We start from the raw sequence: 21,845 nt of genomic DNA, 5'->3' as shown, positions 1-21,845 counted from the left end.
GGATAAAACGGCATCGGGCGGAGGCTGTCATATTTTATGAGGCCGGTGCAGGGTTTAAGAACGCAGACCTTGCGTCCTCTCCTTTTTTATGTTATCGTAAATTATGCACATGCTCAAAATCGCCTTTCAACTGATCGGCAGCCTTGCTCTCCTATTATACGGCATGAAGATGCTCAGCGAGGGTATTCAAAAAGGGACAAGCGACAGTCTGCACCGTTTTTTCAAACTTATGACAAATAACCGCATTGCAGCCCTTTTGACGGGGGCCCTTATTACGGCAATAATTCAATCATCGAGCGCGGCAACGGTTATGACCGTTTCCTTTGTAAACGGCGGTTTGATGACCTTGCAGCAGTCTATCGGTGTTATCTTCGGGGCAAACATCGGTACCACCGTAACCGCATGGATTGTCGCGATTTTCGGTTTTAAATTCAATATAGCGGCTATAGCCGTTCCCGTATTCGGTATAGGATATATACTGCGTTATTTTAAAAAGATACGCAAAGAAAGCGCCGGAGAAGCCCTTATGGGCTTCGGTATGCTCTTTATCGGCTTGGGCCTGCTTGCAAGCGGCTTTCCGTCCTTAAACGCCCAAAATATCGCCTTTTTAAGCACCCTGCCGGAGGGAAGCATTTTAAGCATCTTTATCGGCATCTTTGCAGGCCTCATACTCACCGTTATCATTCATTCATCAAGTGCGGCAACCGCCATTATACTGACTATGTGCCACAAGGGACTTTTATCATGGGAGTTTGCGGCTGCAATGGTACTCGGAAGCAATATAGGAACTACCGTAGACACCGTCCTCGCTTCGATAGGAGCGCGCATAAATGCCCGCAGGGCCGCCCTCGTTCACGTTCTCTTTAACGTGTCCGGAAGTATTTTGGCAATCACTTTTTTCCGCCCCCTTCTCTTGGCCGTGGATTTTGTAACCCCCGGCTCGGTCGAAAGCGCCCTGACGGCCCATATCGCCATGCTTCATACACTGTTCAATACGATAAACGCCCTGGTCTTTTTACCCTTTACAAAACAAATTGCCGCCTTAACCGAAAAAATCATCAAGCCCAAACCGAACGATATCCCCGAAGATTACAAGCTTGACTTTATAGAGGTGGGCAATTCCGTCGGTGCGCGCAACTCCGCCGAATACCACATTATGCAGGTTGAAAAAGAAATATCCGATATGATTTCGATTGCGGTGGATATGTTTTCGCGCATACAAAACGGGTTTGAAAACCGCACCGAGCATTTTATTACCGAACACTTTGATTTTATCAAAAAACGCGAAGAATATGCCGATCAAATGCAGGAACAGCTTTCCGCCTATTTACATAAGTGTATGGAACTGCCTTTAAGCGGCCGTCAAAGAAGCAATATCAACGCCATGCTCCATATTGTGGACGAAATAGAAAACATTACCGACGACTGTTACAGTACGGCGATACAATTAAAGCGCAGTATCGAAAAACGTATGAAATTCGATCAAAAAGACATGGCAAGACTCCATCCTTACACCGATCTTGTCAAGCAGGTGTTAACCTTTGTGAATGAAAACATCAACAAACCCCTTTCCCGCGACGGCTTTGAAGCCGCTCAGGACTTGGAAGACCGTATCGATATGTTCCGCAAAAATCTCAAAAAGGTTGCACGAAAGCGTCTTGAAGAAGGCGCCGACGTTAAAACCGAGCTTTTGTACATCGATATGGTACGCGACATTGAAAAAATCGGCGACCGCGCATACAGCATATCGGAGGCTCTGGCAAAAACAAAATAAGGCTTAAAACATCAAATGTATGCCGCCCGCATTACGGTGAAGAAGCACCGCTTCTTCGATGTCTTTTTTTTCTATCGAGCGGCGCTCTTCAAGGTCGGCGATTGTACGCGCAAGTTTTATGCAGGAATGGATACCCCGAGATGAAAAGCCGAAGCGGCGGGCGCTGTCATTCAATGCAGATTCGGTTTCGCCGTCAAGCGGACATAAAATCCTGATTTCGGCGGCCTCAAGATGAGCATTCGGTTTTCCCTGTCTCATACGCTGTACGGCCGTTGCCCGTCCGATGCCTGTGCGTAAAAAAGCGGTGCCGGTTTTTTCACATTTTTCGTTTTCCGATTCTCCCCTGCGGTTTGAAAGCGCTACGCGTATATCGATTCGGTCCAAAAGAGGGGCCGAAAAACGCCGCCAATATTCTTCAACGGCGCGCGGATGACACAGGCATATTTTATCCTCCGAACCGAAGTTTCCGCAGGGACAGGGATTGGCCGCAAGCAGCAATTGAAAGCGCGCAGGATAGACTGCCGTCCTTCCGGCCCGGCTTAAGCTTATTTTGCCTTCTTCCAAGGGAACACGTAAAGCCTGCAAAACCGATGAGCGAAAATCGGCGGCTTCATCCAAAAACAAAACGCCGTTATGAGCAAGGGAAATCTCTCCGGGCCGGCAGTGTAAGCCGCCCCCGATTATTCCTTCCAAACTTGAACTTTGGTGCGGCTGACGGAAGGGGGCATCGCGCATCATGCGGGTTCCTGCAGGTAACATGCCTGCAATGCTGTAAATCCTCGTTACCGGCAAGGCTTCTTCTTCGGTAAGACGGGGTAAAAGGGTATAAAAGCGGCTTAACGCAAGGGTTTTGCCGCAGCCGGGAGAACCGTAGGCAATCAGGTTATGCCTTCCGGCAGCCGCAATTTGAAGAGCGCGTATTAAAAAAGCCTGTCCCTCAATTTCCCGGTAATCGTCACCGAGGGGAAAATCCGAAAAAACAACTTTTTCCTCTTTTTTTTGCGTACCGTGCATACTCCCCTGATTTGCCGAAGATACGAAAATCCCCGAATCGCCCTGCGTTTCGCCGGAGTCTTCAAGGACAACGCCGTCCTTACAGTCTTTTTCCCGGCCGCTTAAACCGCATAAAACGGTAAATGCATCGCTCAGGTGTGCGGCGGCAAAAACCCGCATGGGATCGCCGTAACAGCCGTCTGCGGCTTTACAACCGCGGGAAAACAAGGCGGCTTCGGCCTCATTTTCGGCAGGAACAATACAATAGCGGAGCCCCTGTTCACGAGCCGTAAAAAGAGCTGCATGAACGCCTCTTACGGCCCGAATTCTTCCTGAAAGCTCCAATTCGCCCATCACAAGAACGGCCCTTCCGAAATCAAAGGGGTCGGGAACGGAGGGACGGACGCTTTTATCCAAAACGGCAAGAGCTATAGCCAAATCGAAGCCTGCGCCTTCTTTTTTTACGTCCGCAGGCGACAAACTGATTAAAATTCGCTCGAGCGGAAAATCGAAGCCCGAATTCCGTATAGCCGCCCTCATACGTTCGCGCGCTTCTTTTACCGCGTTATCCGCAAGACCGACCATATCGACGGCGGGAATGCCGCGCCGTAAATCCACTTCCACCGTAACCAAAGAGCCTTCGTAGCCGAAGGGAGAAAAACTGATAATATGCATAGACACCGCCTGCTGCGGCTTTATCCGAAAATCAAAGGATTTTCGGATAAGCCTGTAGAATAACCGAAAATGTAAAACCCGAACTTTCGGTCTACTATATATATAGGTGTCCAATGGAAAAAAAAGGTACTTTTTTTATAAAAAAATCACGGAAGATACGTTTTAACCTTTTTCAGGGCCGGCTCCAGTTCTTCGGTTAAAAAGCTGTCCTCTATGGGCTTTTGTCCTGCGGTTTTTCCTATTTTACGGTCGGGACGCTTTTCACCGTGAAAATCGCTTCCGGCCGTTATAAAAAAGCCGATTTGCCTTCCCGTTTCTTCAAGCCGTTTGCATTCACCGACGCGCGCACCCGGATGCCAGGCTTCAATGCCTTCAACACCCGTTTCAAAAATCTCATGCAAAACGCCGGGAAGCTTTCCCCATGCAACATAGAGGGACATCGGATGGGCCAAAACGGGAACTCCGCCGCTTTTTTTTATTGCTTCAACGGCATCTTTGAGCTCAAGCCCCCGCCGTTCCGCGTAACAGGGCCTTCCCTTGGCCAAATAACGGTCAAAAGCCTGCTGCCTTGTTTTTACAAATCTCCGTGACACCAAATAGTCGGCTATATGGGGCCGCCCTATAACCGAGGAATGAAACATCTGTTCCAAGTCTTTTAAATCCGTATCCATACCCAAATCGTTCAATTTTTCGATGATTTCCGCGTTCCGTTTTTTTCTTTTTTCCTGTAAAAAATCGATAAGCGCGTGTAAAGAGGGGGCGGGATTGTATAAACCCAAGCCCAATAGATGAAATTCGCCTCGCGGCCATTCTATATTCAGCTCTATTCCCGGAATAAAGCCTATTCCCGCCCCGTCTGCGGCTTTTGCAGCTTCGTCCAAACCGGCAAGCGTATCGTGATCCGTTAAAGCAAGCACGGAAAGCCCCCGGGCGGCCGCATATGCAATCAAATCGGAAGGAGAAAAGCTTCCGTCCGATGCGGATGAATGAGTATGCAAATCTATCATAAAAAAATAATAGCATAATTTTTACTTTTATGTTATAATATCCTATGGATATTTTAAGCTTTTTACGATATACTGTTATGGAAGCTTATCGATTTTACAGATTAGAGGAACGCTATGCCTAAGGCAATGCAGTACACAAAGGGTTCGATTATTTATTTCTCAGGCGATCGCGATGACCGGATATTTATCCTGCAGCAGGGGCTTATAGTTTTGACAAGCACGGATATTGAAACGGGTGCACCTCAAACGGAGCATGTCAAAAGGGGTGAATTCTTCGGTGTAAAATCGGCCCTGGGGCATTTTCCGCGCGAAGAAACGGCGACCGTAATTGCCGACAGCATTGTAATTGTCTTAACCGTTCCCGAATTTGAAAAAACATTCAGTGAAAATAAAGCCGTTATTATGAAAATGCTCCGCGTTTTCTCCAATCAGCTGCGCGCAATTCACCGCAAAACGGAGTCTATTTTAAACAGCAATGCGGGATCCGACCAGCCGACCGGTATGATGTCGGTAGCCGAAAGTTTTCTCGAAGACGAGCAGTATCAGGCATGCTGCGATGTATGCATGAAACTTTTATCCCGCTTTCCGAACGCTTCAAACAAAGAAGCGGCGGCAAAACTTTATACCAGTACAAAACGAAAACTCGATATGCAAAAACAGCGCGGGGGAAATCAGCGCCAGCAAATTGCCGCCCATGAAGCCGAAGCCGCACAGGCGGGGGCAGGATCGGGCGCATTAAAGCAGTTTTCCCTTCCCGCCTTCTCCCGCTTTGCAAAAACCTTCGAACCGGGTTCGGTTATAATTGCCGAATACGAACCGGGCGACAGTTTTTATTTAATTCAATCCGGACAGGTGCAGCTTGTAAAATGCGTTAAGGGCGCAAAGAAAAATCTTGATATTTTACGTCCCTCCGAATTTTTCGGCGAAATGGCTATTTTGGAAAATTCGCCGCGTTCGGCAACGGCCGTTGCCGTAGATACGGTTAAGGTATTGGAATTCAATAAAGAAAACTTTGAAATACTGATCACGGGCAACCCTCAAATAGCCCTTATTTTGTTAAAGCTGTTTTGCAAACGTATTTACGACCAAAAACGCCGCTTTAAAATTCTCGTCATCGAGGACACCCAAGCGCGTATTGCCGACGTTTTCCTCATGTTTGCCGAAATGCATCCGAATTCCGACCCGAACGAGCGGACGATGCGCTTTAATCTAACCATCCATGATATTTCACACTGGGCCGGTCTTCCGGTCGACAGTGTGCGCGAAGAAGTAAACCGCTTCGTCGAAAAGCATAAAATCGAAGTGTACGACTCTTACATCATTGTAAACAATATCGTCGATATGCGCCGCATCGTGGATACCCGCGCGGCACAGCGCACCGCCTAAAGCCGTACCCTTATCCGAAACAAGATACTCACGGCTTGTAAAAGGTCCTTTTAAAAAGACAGGATGCAGGCAAAAGCCGTTTGAGGCGGCGCGGCGCAGATGTATAAAAGCGGACAGCTTTACAACAGTCCCGGCCGCACCGTTTTATAGGGAGTTTAACCTTCGGCTTGTACCGCGTCAGGCGGAGGCGCCGACGGTTTTAAGGTATCGGCTGCCCCTTCTCCTACATATTTTTTCAATTGGCCGACAGCTACCTTCGGATTTGTAATAACCGAGGGCCCTCCTATACAGCCGCCTTCGCAGGCCATAACCTCAACAAGGTTCGGAGTATCATCATTATGCGGCATTTCTCCGCTTTGTATTTTTCCGTATAAGGCAAGCTGTTTCATACCCGGTTTGTTCAAACCGTTTATAACAACGGGTCGCAGTTTTTCAGGATGCTTTAAGCGTACGCGCACCGCCTCGGCAACCCCTCCTGCAGCGGCAAAACTCCTACCCGATGCGGTCGGAATAATGGTTCCGGGGGCCGCTTCTTCTTTACCTATATCAATACCCTTGGCAATCAAAAGGGCGCCTATTTCTTCTATAGACAAAACATAATCGACAAATTCATCGTCCAAACCTTCGCGGCGTTTTGCCAGACAGGGTCCTATAAAAACGCTTACACAATCCGGATCGGCTTTTTTCGCCAGCGCAGCCGTATAGTGCATGGGACTTCTCGTATCCGAAATACAGGGAACCAGCTGGGGCACATGCCGTTTTACCGCCCGCACATAGGCAGGGCAGCAGGAGGTGGTCATAAGCACATGACCGTGCTCCATGCGTTCTTCAAATTCGACGGCTTCACGGTCGGCGGTTATGTCCGCCCCGATTGCAACCTCCCAAGTGCGGCTGAAACCCGCCTTTTTTAAAGCGCTTTCAAGCTGCCCGGGCACCGCACGGAATTGGGCCGCAACGGCCGGGGCGTAGAGGGCAACCACTTTTTTCCCGTCCATAATGCGCTTGATAACATCAACAAGCTGTCCCTTATCCATCATGGCGCCGAAGGGACACTCACGCATACAATTTCCGCAAAAAATACATTTGTGGTAATCGATTCGTTCTTTTCCGTTTTCATCCTTCGAAATGGCGCCGACAGGACAGGATTCTTCACAGGGTACCGGAATCTTGATAACCGCGTGGTAGGGACAGTTTTGCAAACACAAACCGCAGTTGATACATTTTTCAACTTCTATGTGGGCCCTGCCGTTTTTTATATCTATAGCTTTTTTGGGACAGTTTACCATACAGGGACGGGCTAAACAGGCTTGACAGGCATTGGTTACCATGTATTGGCTTTTTACACAGGCGTTACAGGCTTCGTCCAATACGGTCAGCATGGGCCAGGTAGGCTTTTCCCTCTCCAAAGATTCGCGCGCATAGGAAGCAAGGGTTTTTTCTTCATCGTAATTTTCCACCGAACAGCCCAAACGCGCAATAACACGCAAGCGCATAATTTCACGGTCGTGAAAAATACAACAGCGCATCGGTGTCGCATTTCTCGGAACCATTTCACGCGGAATATAGTGTACGCCCTCCTCCAGCTTTCCTGCGAGCTGTAATTTTGCTATGCGTACCAAAATCTCCCTTTTAATGTTTGCAGCATTGTTGTTAATGTTCAGCATTGTTTTTCCCTGATTTTCTCCAAAATATTTTGAACCGTTGCGCCGGCGACCAATTCGTCGTCGATTAAAACAAACGGAGGTTTACCGTAAGCGGCGTCCTTGCATTTTTCCAGGCAGGTAACGCCCGTAATTTCGACCTTACCCTTTAAATCGTCCGGCAAGTCGTCTTCCAAAAGCAAAAAATCGGAAGCGCCCATAACGTAACAGGCCGTTCCCGTGCAAATTGCAAGCTTTGTTTTTTCCATACTGTCTCCCTTGTCTAGAAATAGTCTATATTCACCTCTTTCAGATATTTACCTTCAAGCAATGAAGCTATTTTTTTTACCACATTGCGCCTTATTTCCAATTCGACGGGCATATTCGGGTCCTGATGCGCCTCGTTGATTTTGGTTCCGACAATAAAATGTATGCGGTCGCTGTCCAAAAACATATCGACTATACGGGTTGCGGGATTGGGGGCCATATGCTCGGTATTCGCTCCCCTTTCCAAAATCTCGGAAACCGCCCCCATTGTAATGATACCCTCGGTTACCATATCGGCACCTTCCATTTCCGAGGCGGGCGGCACCTTGGGGTCAAAATTCTTTAAAATAACCTTTACCGGCTTACGCAGTTCGCGCGATATGATATTCGCCGTCGTACCGCCGCAAATGATCTTTTTCCCCTCAAAAGAAGCAAAGCGGCGGGCTATTTCGACATCGCTTTCAGGATGCAGGGGCGGTCCTGTAAGGACGAGCATATCGCGCGGGCTTCGAAAATAAATAACGCCGCAGGTAATATCGTCTTTCGGGGTATAACCGTCGTGTAAAAGCGCCTGCTGAACAACCGCGCGCGCCAAATCGCGGGCGCTTATAAACGGATTTTCCTGCACGGTTTTTAAAATATAGCTTTGTGCATTGATAGACCCCCAGCCGAAGGGAAGCGCCGTACTGCCCATGCCCGACTGGGTTACCCCGTCGGAAAAAAATACCAGACGGTCGCCGGGGCGCGCATCGTAACGCGAATACTGTAAAAAGGCTTCTTTTTTAGGGGCCGTAGACTTTTTTTTACGTTCAATGGGCGAAATATCCTTTATGGGTTCCACCATTGTTTGCTGGCGTATTAACACGTAGGGCGGATTATCGTATTCCATTATGCGCACTGCCGCACTCGGTTCAATGTCTACAAGGGTAAAGGTTGCATAGCTTATGCCGCGGTCCTTACAGACCGGAAGCGTATCCATAATAATATTTGCCGCCCGCCGCATGGGAATATCGGACTCGATAAATTTGGTCGCCATGGTTGCCGTTAAGGTTGCCAAAACTCCCGCTTTTATACCGGATCCCAAGCCGTCGGACAATGTGGTAATAACTCTGCCGTCCGAAGGATTCTTGTGCGATAAAAAAACATCCCCTTCGGCCATTTGGTTATATTTGCACACCTGATAATGCCCGACTTCTATAAAAGTTTCCAAATCCGTCATTGTTGCTCCGATTCATCGGAAAACGAATTGATTATGGAATTAAGCATGGACTCCGTTTCCGCAGCGTTTTCCCCCATCAAAAAGGCTATTTTTTGTACTACAGACAAGTGTTTTGTAATAACTTTTCTTGCCTGATTGACGATGCGGTCCTTTTGAATTTGAGGGGCCGTAATATCTTCAACAACTCCTCCGGCGCAGGCTTCTTTTTCAATTGCAAATACCGTAACGTGGTAAATCTTTTTTCCCGTACGTACTTCGCGCTCTATAACGTCCGGACCGTTTTTTGCCAATACATCCTCAAAAAAACGGAAAAAATCGGCTATCCGGGTTAAATCGGCACCCTCGAGGCCGGGTTTTGCTTCATACATTTCTTCAATATCCGTTCCCATAAGGCGTGCAAAATTCTTATTGCATTCAATGATACGCAAATCTTTATCGCAGATAATAACACCGCTGGGAATGGTTTGAATTAAGCCGTTGGCCTTTTTTTGGGCCAATTTACGCATATAGGATACGCACATGGTTTTTTCGGCCCTGTTTTCAAGCATTGCCTTGGCAAACTCCCGGCATGTATCGTAGCCGCAGCTTGCGCAGTTTACCTCGTCTTCACCGGTATATTTACCGACCGAGCGCAAAGCTTCCCGTATAGCCGACTCATCGGGACTGCCCGGATACACCCTTTTGGCCGGAAGCGTACCGCTTAAATCGAATTTTTCTTTAACGACGCTTTCGTCAAGCCTGTCTTTTGCGCTTTGCGCATAGTCAACCACATTAACGTGTTTTATTGCACCGGAACGTTTTTTTGAGCTTGCAGGCCCGTTGATACAGCCTCCGGTACAGGATAAAAGCTCTATAAACAAGGGGTATTCGAGACTTTCGTTATGCAATCCGGCAAGGGCGGAAGGAATTTCATCTATGCCCGTTACGGCCAACGAATGTACCGAATCGGGAATATGATACTGTTTGACAGCTTTAATCATACCGCCGTCTATAGGAAAAAAAGCGCCTTTAGCCGAGCGGAAGGGAATAAAAGCCGTATCTCCGCTTTGCCCGCTCGGAATCTTTGACGGCTGTATACCCTCTTCGTTAAATCTGCGGCGCAGTTCGTCAAAGGTAATGGCTAAGTCTATTTGCCTGAATATATCGCTTTCCCGCTTTTTGGCAATACAGGGCCCGATAAAAACAACACCTATATCGTCTCCGTAGGTTTCACGCAAAAAGCGGGCATGGGCTAAAAGCGGCGACGAGCGGTCGGTAATAAAGGGGGTAAAATCCGGCATAAAGTGCTTTATATACTCGACGACAACGGGACATGCCGAAGACAAAAAAAGCTTTTGGTCGGTTTTACCGGCAGCCGACAAACACAAATCTTCGGCAACCCGGGCGGATACAAGGTCGGCCCCTATGGCGGTTTCGGATACGCCCGTAAAGCCCAGCATTTTAATTGCTTCAACCAGCTGCTCGCTCGTACAGTCGGGAAACTCCGATACGAATGAAGGCGCCAAAGACACGATAACCGTCTGTTTTAGGGACAAAAGCCGAGGAAGCCTCTGTAAATCGCTTCGCACCCGCTTCGCCTTTGCGGGGCATTTTATAACACAGGTTCCGCATACGATACACATTTCGGGGATAATCATGGCGTGGCCGTTTTCAACCCGAATGGCTTTTACCGGACATTGGCGGACACACTTATAACAATCCTGACATTCGGTAAGTTCCGTATATACGGGATATAAAAAATTCATAATAAGGCTTCCAGCTCATGAGTTAACAGGTCTTCAAGCGATTCGGGAGAAACATGGGAAAAGAGCTTATCGTTTATATGCAAATTCGGTCCGTTTTTGCACTGCCCGTCACACAGACAGCCCTTTACGTACACCTTATCGGTGAGCCCCTTATCCGCCAAAAATTTTTGAACAATTTCCGCGTTCATGGCGTTTCCCCTGCTGAAGCAGGAACTTCCCATACATACCGTTATTGTTGCCATAATACCCTCTTCTTTATATAAAAAAATATCGATATAGTCAATAGAGAATGCGTGTCGTCCCGACTAAAATATAACAGAAAATCAAAAAAAAAAACAGTATCAATAAGAGCTTTTTTTTCATATATGTGATATAATTGTTTTGATGAACTTTACCGAACATATCATTGAATATTACGATGAATTATACCCGATTACGGATGACCTCATCGCTTTTTTTAAAAACGAGCTGGATGCCTATCCGGTGCCCGCAAAAATCTTGAGCATAGAATGCGGTACGGGCCTCTGTGAACACCGACTCGCAAAATGCGGCTTCGATATAACCGCTATCGGTGCGGAACGCCGATTCATCGATACGGCCGTACGCCGGCACCGTACGCCGAACGCCGCGCTGCGTTTTTTTCAAATGGAACCCTTGGACATAGGCAGGTTTTTGGCAAAGAATTTCTACCACTGTACCGCCATTCTCGACGGCTTTATATACTTTATACACGACAAAACTTTACTGCGCAAATTTTTGTACGACTGTAAAGCCGGCCTCGTACCTGAAGGCCGCCTTATCGTCCATTTGCCCGACATGCTGCAGGACAAAGAAAGCCCGCGCGTAAAGCTTACTTCAAGCATTCAAAACGACGAGGACGGCGAAAAAGGCCTTTTAACTCAAACGCTGGAACGCACCGATGCAAGCGGCGGCATAAAACGTATACCCGTACGCACCGGAGTTCCCGTATATATTCCTTCGGTAAAAGAATTGACCGGTTACGCACGGGAAGCGGGCTTTAAAGACGCGGCTTTTTATAAGGCATGGAAGAGCCTTCCGGTCCGCCCGGATGAAGCGGATATTGCGGTATTTTCATAAGCCGTTCCGAAGCGCGCTCAATCGACGAGCTTCCACCTGCCGTCGATTTGCTTAAAACGTGAAGAAGCTATTTCAAGTACACGGCCGTCCTCTCCGGACATCTTTATCATACCCGTAATCGGATTCGATTCGGCAATACGGAAGTTCGTGTTATCGTAAAAAATGCGCAAACCTTCCGAAGGCATTTTTTTGCGCGCCTCGGCATACCAATCGTATTCATAGGCTAAACAGCATAAAAGACGGCCGCACTGCCCCGATATTTTCATCGAATTAAGCGAAAGGTTTTGCTCCTTTGCCATCCGAATCGATACGGGACGCAGTTTATCGGAAACGGCATGACAGCAATAGGGTCTTCCGCATACGCCCAAACCGCCGGTGTGCCGGGATTCATCGCGCACTCCTATTTGCCTAAGCTCTATGCGGATTTTAAATACCGAAACCAAATCCTTTACCAGCTCGCGGAAATCGACACGGCTTTCGGAGCTGAAAAAAAACAAAACCTTTTGCTCTTCGGAAAGATAATGCACCCCGACGGGTTTCATATCCAGCTTGTGGGCGGCGGTTTTTTCTTTAAAAATCCTCAGCGATTCTTTTTCCTTTTTTTTCAATTCCGCAGCGCGCTGTAAATCCTCTGCAGAAGCTTTTTTTTCGATTTCAACGATATCCTGAGGGCGCACCCCTATCGGTTTTTTTGCAATCCCCAAAACGCGCGCCATATCCTTGCCGTAGCGTGTAGGGACAATAACCGAATCGCCCGCCTCAAGCTTCAGCTCATCGGAAGCCGAGGCATATAAACTTTCCCGCGAATAATCAAGCACAAGCCGGTACAGGGGCGAGGGAAAAGTAAAATCGGCAAAAGCACCCTCATCCGCTTCATTATGCACGGGCTCGACATCTTCCAAAGCGCGCAAATCTTCACTATTTAACCCGTCTATATCCGTATCAAACATCGGTTCCTCCGACAGCTATGATAAAAAATCAACCAAAACACCGTGTATTTCATCTATCTTTGCCAAAATCTTTAATTGATCGGCTTGATTATACAAAATATCGGCAGCCAACTCATCCAATTTTGCATTGATTGTCTGCACCGTTATAAGCTGACGGCGCTTTTTTCCTTTACGCTGCTCGCGTATTTCCAATTCATAGGAATTATCAACCACAAAACGCATAAAACGCGAAAGACTTTGCTTATATGCTATAAAGCTATCAGTAAACGGCTTTTTTTTCAATTCGTCTCCGGCCGCATACACGCCGTCAACCAAGGCCGTCAATTTATCATCGAAGGACAAAGCGTCAAAGTTATCCGGCATCATGTGTGCCGATAAAACCTGTTGTTCGGCCGCAGAGTCTTCGGAAGTACGCTTTAAAACATCGGCAAAGCTTTTTTGAACCCGCAGCTTTTCTTTATCCCTGTCTTTTTTATGTGTAAGGTTTTCCCCGGGATTAAAAAAAGAAGATTGAAGCGGATCAATGCCGGGCATCAGTACATGCCCCTGTCTTCGCCGAACATCTTATGCCGTATCGCTTTTTTATCAGCCTGTATGTTTTTAGCTTCGTTAAAATCATTGTCGTCTTCAAGTACAATACAATGGCCTTGAATAAACACGTTCTCTTCAACACATATTTTTTTTGTAATAATATCGCCGCGCACGGAAGCGGAAGAAAAAAGCTTAATTCCTTCGGGTGCCGTTATGTCGCCTTCCACAATACCGTTTACAACTGCCGACAAAGCGCGTATATTACCGCGTATGCGTGCCCGGTCGCCGATGATTATTCTGCCCGATGTTTCTATATTCCCGTCCACATCGCCGTCAAGACGGATAAAGCCTTCCAAGCGCAAATCGCCCTTTATAAAAGAGCCCGCACCGATAAGGGTATTAATGGAAATATCGTCATAGCGTGAAATCATAAAAGGCTTCCGTCCGTTTTACGGGTTAATTTTTCAGCTTAATATTAACGTATTTTGCCGGATCCACTACGTCGGAACCGATATGCACTTCATAGTGCAAGTGAGCTCCCGTCGACACGCCGGAGTTTCCTATTGTTCCGATAACGTCGCCCTGAGACACGAATTGTCCCGTTTTTACGCGCGTCGACTGTAAATGCGCATAGCGTGTATAGTATCCGTATTTATGCTGAATGATGATATAGTTCCCGAACGAAGCATCGTAGGTAACCGTAACAACCTGGCCGTTAGCAGTCGATATAACCGGGTCGCCGGAACGGTAGGTGGAAATATCGAGCCCCTTGTGAATATACCACTGCCCCGTAATCGGGTGCAGAGCTTGGCCGAAGGGCATGGAAAAATGTCCCAAGCCTCCCTTTACCGGCCATACGTTCGGCGTATCCGAAAGCATGGCGCCCTGAATTTGCAGCATTTTTCCGATTTGCTCTATGGGCTGCACGGAATTTTCAAGATAGTTTGAAAGCTCGCGGATGTCGGCGCTTTCTTTTACCGAACCGCGGGCAATTTCGCGCATATTGAACAGGGAGGAAAGGTCGCTGTTTTGATTCGACGTTTTGCTCGTTGCGGATTGATTTATGCCGATAAGGGCAAGGGCTTGACTGAGGGTATTTTGAAAACGCTCCGCCGTCTGCAAGAGGTTATTGTTTTCGTCCCGCAATTCATCCAAGCTGGCAAGGGTTTTACGATTCTCTTCCTGAAGACGGGCAACTTCCCGCACGGAGCCGGATGTACGGCGGTTAAAATAAAAAAAGGAAATCAGAATACCCAATATCAAAAGGGTTCCCGCACCCAGCGAAAATATATTCGTTCTGAAATTGATTACCCTGCTTTGCGAATGCGGAACAATCATAATGGTCAGCTTGCGGTCGCAAAATTTAAAAACGGTATTAAAAAAAGCGGCTATTTTACGGAACACACCGCCGAAAAAAAGCATCACGGAGTGAACAAAACTTTTTTCCAATCTTTTATATGTACGGGTTCTCGCCACCTTTTTCTCCGATTTTGTGTACGGGACCCTTCAAAAAAGCCCCTATATTATTCAGCACAGTATATCATTACAAACCAAAGATGTCAAATATAAAACCTTGTTCAGGGTTTGAGTTTTATATTCTCTTTTGTCCGATATCAAAAATCTTTAAAAGATTTGTTGACGATACACAATTCCTATGTTATGCTTATCGGTAGGAATGTATAAAGTCTTAACGATGCATTTCTCGGGTAGGTATATTTTCCCGTAATTATCTTTTTTTGGAAGAAAGCCATGCAGTTTTTTGATACTCATGCCCATATCGGGCTTATTTATGAAGATCCCATTGAACAGTTAAGAGTCGTTCAAAATGCCAAGCAGGCGGGCGTTAACCGTATTATCAGCATCTGCAACAGTTTGCATGATTTTTCTCTTGTATACGGCAATTTTAAATCGGTTTCCGGTGTGTACCATGCAATAGGAGTGGCTCCGTCCGAAGTCAACAACCCCGGCCGTGATTGGGTAAAGACGATTGAAGAGGGGTTAAAACTGCCCAACGTCGTCGCCCTCGGAGAAACGGGCTTGGATTATTTCCGCAAATTCGGCGATAAACGCTCGCAGATAGAATTATTCATTACCCAGCTTGAATTGGCGGAAAAGGCGAATATGCCCGTAATCATTCACAACCGCGAAGCGGGAAAGGACATTCTCGATATTTTATCCGAACGTCTTCCCTCGGCGGGGGCGGTTTTGCACTGCTATTCCGAAGACGCCGCCTATGCCAAAAAAGCCCTCGACTTAAACCTGTATTTTTCGTTTGCGGGTAATTTAACCTACCGCAATGCACGGAATCTGCATGAAACGGTTTTAAACCTCCCCATCGAGCGCATCCTGGTTGAATCCGAAAGTCCCTTTATGGTACCTGCGGAATTCAGGGGAAAACGAAATATGCCGGCTTACATATCTTCAACCGTCTTCTTTTTGGCGGAAATGCTCGAAATGGACAGGGAAGAGCTTGCCGACCGGCTTTGGAAAAACAGCTGTACCTTTTTCCGTCTGAGCGAATGAGGGAGTAAAGAGCCGTACCGTGCCCGATCCTCAATCTTTTTACCGCCCCGTAGATATCGGTTCCCTCCATTTGGAAGGGAATCTCTTTCTCGCCCCCGTTGCAGGCTATTCCGACCGCGCATTCCGCTCCGTATGCCGCTTAGGCGGTGCCGACTTTGCCTATACGGAAATGGTATCGGCCGAAGCTTTGGTGCGCGGCTCGGATAAAACGGCCTTAATTACGGAGCGCGCACCAGGAGAAACTTCTTATGCCGTGCAGATTTTCGGCGGCAAAAGCGAAACCGTTGCCGAAGCCGCCCGCATTGTATACGAGCGCGTAAAACCCGAACTTATCGACATAAATGCGGGCTGTCCGGTACCCAAAATTATAAAAAGCGGTGCGGGTTCTTTTTTAACGAAAGAGCCGGATAAACTTTACGAGGTTGTAAAAGCCGCCGCACAAGCCGTTCCTATTCCCGTTACGGTAAAAATACGCTCCGGCTGGGATGCACACAACATAACATGGAGCGAAGCCCTCGATGCGGCTTGCAAGGCGGGAGCAGCCGCCGTAACGATTCACAGCCGCACCCGAGCCCAGGGGTATGAAGGCAGGGCCGACAGAAACGTTATTGCAGCGGCGGTTGAACAGTTGAACGGAAAGATTCCTCTCTTCGCGTCAGGAGATGTTTTTACGCCCGAAGATGCCCGCGATATATTCACACAAACGGGCTGTGCAGGCCTTATGTTTGCCCGCGGCGCCATGGGCAACCCCTTTATATTCCGTCAAACCCGGGATTTTTTGCAAACGGGCTCGTATACGGAAATTCCTTTTGCCGAACGTTTGGAGGCCGCATTCGGCGAATTGGAGCTTTTATGCGCCGACAAGGGCGAAGAAAATGCCTGCCGCGAGATGCGTAAGCGTTTTTGTGCCTACATAAAGGGGGTTGAAGGAGGAGCCGTCTTACGCAAAGCGGTTGTTTCGGCAAAAAGCCGCAGAGATTATCGCGAAATCTTTGCACATCTTATTGTCAAAACCGAATAATCCCTTTACAATGGTTCATATGGGTATTTTGCAGCAGCTCATAGACTTTGTTAAATCCATTCTCGCCGGCGCAGGAGATAAAACGGGAGCACCTAAAAAGCAGCAGGTAAAAAAACTCGAAATTCAGCTCAGACAAATGCAGCCTCCCCTTTATAAAAACGGGGAACTGCTTCCGGCTTTCGGCGAGCTCATCTTTTTACTCTATACCCATACCTCGCCCTTTTGTAAACTCTTGAGCTTTATGCGCTCCCCGGAAAGCCTGCATATAAAAAACCGTATATACGATATTCTGATTCAAAGCGGTTATTCCGAAAACGACAGGGAAAAAATGGCAGCCCTGTCTTACGAGGCACGCAAAGAAAAACTCGAACAAAGCAATAATATACAGCGCGATGTTGAATCCCAAACGCATACACTCGACCAGCTTTTACATATACTCAGGTCGTCGGCGTTTCAGCAAATAGATGAAGCGCTGAAAAACCTTGAAATCTTTTATGACCTGTGCTCATTCAATTATGTTTCGCTTTTAAGCATGTTTAATCCGCATTTCGACCCCCTGGACCCGCAAAACACCTTTATTCCGGTATCGATAGATAAAACCGCCGTACAGTTGTGCGACTTATATTATATAACATCCGCCATCGAGTTTAACGGAGCTTTGGCGCGGGTTATTATAGCCATAGCTTCGACCCTGCATAACGAAAAGACAATGTCGGCAGACGATATCGTAGTGCATATAAAAAAAATAGCCGCGGTTTTAACCAAGGTATTGAATACGGAGACCTTAAAAGCCTGTATCAGGGTGTCAAAGGACGATCCTGCATTTCAGCCCGACACCGCCTTTATAAAAAACTCCCCCTTGGCCGAATACGCATCCCGTACCCGTACGAGGTTTCAAGCCGATGAGCAGAGAATGAAAGTTGAACTGCAGGACCGGCAGCTTGAACGCGAAACCAAAGAATTATTCGGGGAAACGCCGCTGTCGGTTCTCAGTTCTTACAACGAAGAAAACAATAAACTTTTAAAAAGAGATACGTCCGTTTCCTTTTTGTGGATAACGCCGATGCAAATTATAAAAACCTTTTTAAACCGCTATTTTGAAGAACAGGTGAAGGGACTTTTAAACGACATTATCCTTGAAGGATTTTTTAATAATCCCGAACAAAAAACCGATTTTGCATCCACGGTTTATGCATGTACCGATACGGAGCGTATTTTAAAAGCCTTTGAAGAATCTTTTGAGCGCGGCGGAAAAAACGACATAACCCTTATGATAAGTTACATCAGTGACGGAAGAAAAGACCCCGAATTTTCGAGAAACCTGACAAATATGGTTAACAACGTAAATGCCGAAGCAAAAAACTTTGTCCAAACCCAGGTATCCTACTTTTACGACTTATACCGCTATTTACTGCTTTTATCGGATGACGCACGAAAATCCGTTCCGGAAGTGTTATCGAATATCAAATTTTTGTTTACTTCGTCACGCAACAGAAGCCGCGTTGACTTTCTTGAACAGTCCCAGCCCCAATGGGCGGCTTTTTTATCGGTAATGAAAAATTATGCCGTTATCGGTCAAATTGAAGCGCCGAGAAAAGAACCGAGATAAGGAGCAGCCGAGGATTCGGCGTGTTATGGAAAAACACATACATAATACATCTTTGTTTTCAAAAAGCGCCGCCCTTACGCTGACCGCCGTCAATGTTATCCTTTTTTTCATAACCGAAGCGTTTCCGTCTGTGCGCGCATACCTGTCCTTAAACAGCGTATTGATTATACACGGCCGTATGTATTGGCAGTTTATCTCGTATATGTTTGTCCACGGAAGTCTTATGCACTTGCTGGGCAATATGCTCGGTCTTGTGTTTTTCGGTACTGCGGTTGAGCGCAAACTCGGCACAAAACAATTTTTGATTTTATATTTTTCCTCAGGACTTGCCTCCGGCGCCCTGTCTTTTGCAGTCTATGCGGCAGCCGGAATGAATCATGTTTTTTTACTCGGAGCCTCCGGAGCCGTTTATGCCGTACTTTTGGTTTTTTCGGTACTTTTTCCCCGCACTCTTATCTACCTGTGGGGTCTTTTACCGGTTCCGGCTCCCATTTTGGTAGCCGTTTTTGCACTCATCGAGATTTTCAGTCAACTGTTCAGCGTTAATTCGGGTATTGCCCATACCACCCACTTATCGGGTTTTGCCGCGGCATGGCTCTATGTAAAAATACGCATGAAAAAAAGCCCTCTTGCCCTGTGGAAGGAAGCCTACCGAAAATGAAGGTAAAATCAGATATCATACAAAAAAACGAGCGGCTCTTTTCTCTTTTACGTCCGTTATCCGTACTCGGTTTTTTAGCGGCTTTTTCCGTCCTGTACGCGCAAAACGAAGCAGCCTACGAAATTCTGCGCTTTCCGCTGTGGTTTCCGGTAGACAACGTGCCGTCCCTTCAAAAACCGCTTGAAAAAGGCGATTCAATCTATACGCAAGCGATAGAAGAAATCAAAGCCCTTACACCCTTTATGCTCGAAGGCCTTATTTACGGATGGAAATTCAGCTATACACCCTCGGACAAACTGCGCGGTGTAAGCGAGTTTTTCAGCGTTGAGGCGCTTATTCCCATCGCATCCGATGAACGACTGTCTTTTACCGATGTACACTACCGTTCCGAAGGAGCCAGACTTGAATGCTGGGCGGAATACCGCCTTTCCCCCGACATGATACACCGAAGAGAGCGGTATAAAACAAGCGCATACCGCAGCATTCACGGCAAGGGAGAGGCGCCGCTCATAGACGGGGGCGAAGGCATAAAAGAAGCATGCAGGCAGGCGCTCAAAGATGCCGTCCGTTCATACGCCCGTACTTTTGTAAAAAACAAGCCGAAAGAAATAAACGGAACCGTTTTATTAACCGATTTGCCCCGTTATTATATAAAAAGCGGAAAATACCGCGCCGACCTTGATTTTTTTCTGTTTGTGAGTAAAATAGAAGAGTACACGCAATTTTAAACAGTGTGCCGAATTTTCCGCAAGGAGGAATTGTTATGAAAAAGATATTTTTTGTGTTAGCCGTTTTTTTGTGTATCGGAGCCGCTTTGTATGCGCAAATTCCCGATGATTTGAATGTAGTCAAAATAGAAGAAGAGGGAAAAACCGAAAACAATCTTCCCTACACCATCACGATTGAATACTTGCCCGCTACCGGTGAAGCTTTTTTTACCGTTACGATAAATCAAAGTATGTTTAATCAAGCCGACGCGATGATTGCAATCCGCGACCGTGCCATGAAGTTTATTGAAGAAACTCAAGAAAACGGCGTGCGTAAGTACTATCATTATGTGTACAGGGGAGCCGATTCGACAAAATACGACGGCGCAAAGAAAAAGGTGTATTATACGTCACGTATCCGCTTTTTGGAAAAACAGGCGACGGCATATTAATTACGGACATGGATATACAGGGACTCATAAAAAATCTTCACCCGCTTGAAGTAAAGGTATTGCTGTCGTATACGGCAAACGACGAATTGACGGCCGCGCGCCTTCAAAAAGAACTCGGCTATAAAGAAGGGCACGCAAATCAGGCTTTTTCATGGCTTTCGGGCAAAGCGTTGGCTGTTGTGGCCAGCCGCAAGCCCCAAACCTATTACGAATTGACCGAATTGGGCATTCTTTTTTACACGGAAGGTCAGCCGGCCGAGCGTATTTTTAACTGCGTAAAAGAAAGGGGCGCTTTAAGCTTGCCCGAAATCGCATCTATCCTCCGGTTGGAAAATAAAGATGTCGGAAGCGCATTCGGTATGCTTTCAAAAGAAGGTGCTTTGGCGATGGACGAAGATAAAAAAGCCGTCGTTAAAGCGCCCGACCTGCCCGAAAGCGTTAAACTTATGGCATCTCTTATTAAAAAAGCCTATGAAGCCGAAAGCCGCCTTTTGGATCAGGATGCTTTAAGCGCCGATGAAGTAAAGATTATCGCGTCGGCCGCCAAAAAACGCGGCGCATCCGATGCCGCTTTCCGCATTGTCGAACGCGAAACGGTTGTATATAAACTTGCCGATGAAGCGGCCGCGGTTTCGCAGGCTTTAAAACAGGCGGGTATTACCGGCTCGGAAATCGGCGCTTTAAGTCCTAAAATTCTTGCAACGGGCGAATGGAAAAATGCGAGTTTCCGCTCATACAATATAAGTATTCCGCCTGCCCGTGTCATTCCCGGCCGCGCAAGCGCCTACGTGTCCTTTTTGGAAAGCGTAAAAGACAAGCTTGCGTCTTTGGGCTTTGAAGAATTCGACGGGCCCCTTGTGGAAACCGAATTTTGGAACAGCGATGCCCTGTTTATGCCGCAGTTTCACGCCGCCCGCGATATTCATGACGTGTATTATATAAAAAATCCGCAGTATGCAAAAAAAATAGACGAGCCCTTTTTGTCGAACGTGGCTTCGGCGCATGAAACGGGCGGCGATACCGGAAGCCGCGGCTGGAACTACAGCTTTGACCGCGATTTTACCCGCCGCCTTATTTTACGCAGCCAGGGAACGGTTTTGTCGGCTCATCAGCTTGCAAAAGCCTCCGTTCCCGGAAAATACTTCGGCATAGCCCGCTGTTTCCGCTACGATAAGGTTGACGCCACCCACTTGTCCGACTTTTATCAAACGGAAGGAATAGTCCTCGGCGAAGACGTAAACTTAAAAACCCTTTTGGGCTTTTTGGAAATGTTCGCCGTCGAAATCGCGGGCGCCACGGACGTAAAATACGTTCCCGGCTACTTCCCCTTTACGGAACCCTCGGTTGAAGTCCATATCAAACACCCCGTTTTGGGCTGGTTTGAACTGGGCGGCTCCGGCATTTTCCGCCCCGAAGTAACCCGCTCGATGGGAGTAGACGTTCCCGTTCTCGCATGGGGTATCGGAATAGACCGCATGGCGCTTATGGCATTGGGAATCAACGATTTGCGCGATTTATTCAGTACGGACATCGAGCAAACCCGCCTGCGCCGCGCCGTGTATTAAGCTTAAAACGCCGGCAAGAGGC

21 protein-coding genes are annotated in these 21,845 nt (G+C 47.3%); 10 read left to right on the top strand and 11 right to left on the bottom strand.

Annotation, left to right across the window (positions count from 1 at the left end; genetic code table 11):
* Window positions 1-103 precede the first annotated feature (103 nt).
* A complete protein-coding gene (locus tag V1L52_RS02430; RefSeq protein ID WP_428770713.1) occupies window positions 104-1,774 on the top strand; it encodes a Na/Pi cotransporter family protein in 1,671 nt (556 codons plus the stop codon).
* A gap of 3 nt (window positions 1,775-1,777) precedes the next feature.
* On the opposite strand, the gene V1L52_RS02425 is transcribed toward V1L52_RS02430, so the two are convergent.
* Together V1L52_RS02425 and V1L52_RS02420 are read right to left on the bottom strand one after the other, a co-directional pair.
* Window positions 1,778-3,442, bottom strand: coding sequence for a YifB family Mg chelatase-like AAA ATPase (locus V1L52_RS02425; RefSeq protein WP_428770712.1), 1,665 nt, complete (start codon window positions 3,440-3,442; stop codon window positions 1,778-1,780).
* A 146-nt stretch (window positions 3,443-3,588) separates the two neighbouring features.
* Window positions 3,589-4,449: a PHP domain-containing protein gene (locus V1L52_RS02420; protein WP_428770711.1), complete on the bottom strand. Its 861-nt coding sequence runs from the start codon at window positions 4,447-4,449 to the stop codon at window positions 3,589-3,591.
* A 114-nt stretch (window positions 4,450-4,563) separates the two neighbouring features.
* Between V1L52_RS02420 and V1L52_RS02415 the strand changes: the two genes are divergently transcribed.
* Window positions 4,564-5,835 (top strand): Crp/Fnr family transcriptional regulator, encoded by a 1,272-nt coding sequence (locus V1L52_RS02415; RefSeq protein WP_428770710.1) that lies wholly within the window; start codon window positions 4,564-4,566, stop codon window positions 5,833-5,835.
* A gap of 155 nt (window positions 5,836-5,990) precedes the next feature.
* Here the strand turns inward: V1L52_RS02415 and V1L52_RS02410 are convergent, their stop codons facing one another.
* From V1L52_RS02410 to V1L52_RS02390, 5 genes are read right to left on the bottom strand one after another with little or no spacing between them, the layout of a single operon-like run.
* On the bottom strand, window positions 5,991-7,499 hold the full coding sequence (locus tag V1L52_RS02410; protein ID WP_428770709.1) for a monomeric [FeFe] hydrogenase: 1,509 nt from the start codon (window positions 7,497-7,499) through the stop codon (window positions 5,991-5,993).
* Window positions 7,493-7,744 (bottom strand): NAD(P)H-dependent oxidoreductase subunit E, encoded by a 252-nt coding sequence (locus V1L52_RS02405; RefSeq protein WP_428770708.1) that lies wholly within the window; start codon window positions 7,742-7,744, stop codon window positions 7,493-7,495. The genes V1L52_RS02410 and V1L52_RS02405 overlap by 7 nt, the downstream gene beginning before the upstream one ends.
* A gap of 14 nt (window positions 7,745-7,758) precedes the next feature.
* The gene (locus tag V1L52_RS02400) at window positions 7,759-8,961 is read right to left on the bottom strand and encodes a PP2C family protein-serine/threonine phosphatase (RefSeq protein WP_428770707.1); all 1,203 of its coding nucleotides are present in this window, start codon (window positions 8,959-8,961) and stop codon (window positions 7,759-7,761) included.
* The gene (locus V1L52_RS02395) at window positions 8,958-10,706 is read right to left on the bottom strand and encodes a [Fe-Fe] hydrogenase large subunit C-terminal domain-containing protein (protein ID WP_428770706.1); all 1,749 of its coding nucleotides are present in this window, start codon (window positions 10,704-10,706) and stop codon (window positions 8,958-8,960) included. Before V1L52_RS02395 ends, V1L52_RS02400 begins: the two co-directional genes overlap by 4 nt.
* Window positions 10,703-10,948 (bottom strand): (2Fe-2S) ferredoxin domain-containing protein, encoded by a 246-nt coding sequence (locus tag V1L52_RS02390; protein WP_428770705.1) that lies wholly within the window; start codon window positions 10,946-10,948, stop codon window positions 10,703-10,705. Before V1L52_RS02390 ends, V1L52_RS02395 begins: the two co-directional genes overlap by 4 nt.
* A 142-nt stretch (window positions 10,949-11,090) precedes the next feature.
* Between V1L52_RS02390 and V1L52_RS02385 the strand changes: the two genes are divergently transcribed.
* Window positions 11,091-11,804, top strand: a complete 714-nt coding sequence (locus V1L52_RS02385) for a hypothetical protein (protein WP_428770704.1) — start codon at window positions 11,091-11,093, stop codon at window positions 11,802-11,804.
* A 17-nt stretch (window positions 11,805-11,821) separates the two neighbouring features.
* Here V1L52_RS02385 and V1L52_RS02380 read toward each other — a convergent pair whose 3' ends face one another.
* Genes V1L52_RS02380 through V1L52_RS02365 form a run of 4 tightly spaced genes read right to left on the bottom strand, consistent with a single transcriptional unit; the run spans window position 11,822 to window position 14,761 of the window.
* Window positions 11,822-12,754, bottom strand: coding sequence for a PSP1 domain-containing protein (locus V1L52_RS02380; RefSeq protein WP_428770703.1), 933 nt, complete (start codon window positions 12,752-12,754; stop codon window positions 11,822-11,824).
* Between the two features lie 15 nt (window positions 12,755-12,769).
* Window positions 12,770-13,288, bottom strand: a complete 519-nt coding sequence (locus tag V1L52_RS02375; protein WP_428770702.1) for a YaaR family protein — start codon at window positions 13,286-13,288, stop codon at window positions 12,770-12,772.
* Window positions 13,288-13,716 (bottom strand): bactofilin family protein, encoded by a 429-nt coding sequence (locus V1L52_RS02370; protein ID WP_428770701.1) that lies wholly within the window; start codon window positions 13,714-13,716, stop codon window positions 13,288-13,290. Before V1L52_RS02370 ends, V1L52_RS02375 begins: the two co-directional genes overlap by 1 nt.
* Before the next feature lie 25 nt (window positions 13,717-13,741).
* The gene (locus V1L52_RS02365; protein ID WP_428770700.1) at window positions 13,742-14,761 is read right to left on the bottom strand and encodes a M23 family metallopeptidase; all 1,020 of its coding nucleotides are present in this window, start codon (window positions 14,759-14,761) and stop codon (window positions 13,742-13,744) included.
* A gap of 273 nt (window positions 14,762-15,034) precedes the next feature.
* Between V1L52_RS02365 and V1L52_RS02360 the strand changes: the two genes are divergently transcribed.
* Genes V1L52_RS02360 through V1L52_RS02330 form a run of 7 tightly spaced genes read left to right on the top strand, consistent with a single transcriptional unit; the run spans window position 15,035 to window position 21,823 of the window.
* Window positions 15,035-15,808, top strand: a complete 774-nt coding sequence (locus tag V1L52_RS02360) for a TatD family hydrolase (RefSeq protein WP_428770699.1) — start codon at window positions 15,035-15,037, stop codon at window positions 15,806-15,808.
* A gap of 19 nt (window positions 15,809-15,827) precedes the next feature.
* Window positions 15,828-16,829 carry a tRNA dihydrouridine synthase DusB gene (gene dusB / locus V1L52_RS02355; RefSeq protein WP_428770698.1) on the top strand — a complete coding sequence of 334 codons (1,002 nt, stop codon included), beginning with the start codon at window positions 15,828-15,830 and terminating at the stop codon, window positions 16,827-16,829.
* A gap of 19 nt (window positions 16,830-16,848) precedes the next feature.
* Window positions 16,849-18,438 (top strand): DUF5312 family protein, encoded by a 1,590-nt coding sequence (locus tag V1L52_RS02350; protein WP_428770697.1) that lies wholly within the window; start codon window positions 16,849-16,851, stop codon window positions 18,436-18,438.
* A 25-nt stretch (window positions 18,439-18,463) separates the two neighbouring features.
* Window positions 18,464-19,099: a rhomboid family intramembrane serine protease gene (locus V1L52_RS02345; RefSeq protein WP_428770696.1), complete on the top strand. Its 636-nt coding sequence runs from the start codon at window positions 18,464-18,466 to the stop codon at window positions 19,097-19,099.
* On the top strand, window positions 19,096-19,827 hold the full coding sequence (locus tag V1L52_RS02340) for a hypothetical protein (RefSeq protein WP_428770695.1): 732 nt from the start codon (window positions 19,096-19,098) through the stop codon (window positions 19,825-19,827). Before V1L52_RS02345 ends, V1L52_RS02340 begins: the two co-directional genes overlap by 4 nt.
* A 35-nt stretch (window positions 19,828-19,862) precedes the next feature.
* Window positions 19,863-20,258, top strand: a complete 396-nt coding sequence (locus tag V1L52_RS02335) for a hypothetical protein (RefSeq protein ID WP_428770694.1) — start codon at window positions 19,863-19,865, stop codon at window positions 20,256-20,258.
* An 8-nt stretch (window positions 20,259-20,266) separates the two neighbouring features.
* Window positions 20,267-21,823 (top strand): phenylalanine--tRNA ligase subunit alpha, encoded by a 1,557-nt coding sequence (locus V1L52_RS02330; protein WP_428770693.1) that lies wholly within the window; start codon window positions 20,267-20,269, stop codon window positions 21,821-21,823.
* Window positions 21,824-21,845 lie beyond the last annotated feature (22 nt).

The organism is Treponema sp. HNW (assembly GCF_050320395.1).
GTDB lineage: Bacteria > Spirochaetota > Spirochaetia > Treponematales > Treponemataceae > Treponema_C.
This window is presented reverse-complemented; position numbering and strand designations above follow the sequence as displayed.